Here is an 800-nt window from a genome sequence, read left to right as displayed (position 1 = left end):
AAGCACATCACTCCCCTCTCCTCTTGGAGAGGGGGTGGGGGTGAGGCCAGTTGGGAGTGTGGCCGGTTGAGAGCGAGGCCAGTTGGGGACGAGCTCTTTTCAACCATTTTGTCCAGTTTCCAGCAAGAAATTTAACATTAAAAGTGCCCTTTCCATCCACCAATTGCCAATCTTGCGCAAAAAATCGATTCTCGCGAAGGTTTGTTTTGAGGTAAAAGGGGGTTAGTTACAAACGCTGGCAAAATGAATATTTATTTCAAAAACAAGCCATTAACACTGTTTTAGGGGCTATTTGCGGCAAAATGCAATGCAATATGCCACTAAATGCAGTGCGTTTTGGTGCTAAACGCAACGTAAAATGGTGCTAAATGCAGGGCAAAATGGTACTAAATGCAAGGTAAAAAGCATAAACATCCACACCAAGATTGTATAAATAAAACCTTTTAGGACCCCTAAACCATAGCCTGGAAGGACAAAACAACCGCTAAAAAGTGGGTTTTTAGGGGCTAAAAGTGGGTAATTGGACTTGAAAAATCATGAGCTTGCAACCAAACTAGAAAGGCCAAATGGTGCAAAATGCAGGTTCTTCTCTTAAAAATGGACAATGAGGAAAACGAAAAAGGGTATAAAAAAGTGAGATTTACCCACTTTTTAACCTATTTTCTCGCTAGAATGGAACGGAAATTAGAGCAGTATTGTAAAATAAAATTTAAATTTGTAGTTGAAAAGTTTCACACAAAACAGCTACTGGCCTCACCCACTACCAGCCTCACCCCCAGCCCCTCTCCAAAGGGAGAGGG

The 800-nt window shown here is 41.9% G+C and carries 1 protein-coding gene; it reads left to right on the top strand.

From position 1 onward, the window contains the following. Positions 1 to 597: 597 nt before the first annotated feature. Positions 598 to 800: hypothetical protein (locus HMPREF2955_RS16640; RefSeq protein WP_210401315.1), on the top strand; the 203-nt coding region annotated here is incomplete at its 3' end.

This window comes from Prevotella sp. HMSC073D09 (assembly GCF_001814145.1).
GTDB lineage: Bacteria > Bacteroidota > Bacteroidia > Bacteroidales > Bacteroidaceae > Prevotella > Prevotella conceptionensis.
This window is presented reverse-complemented; position numbering and strand designations above follow the sequence as displayed.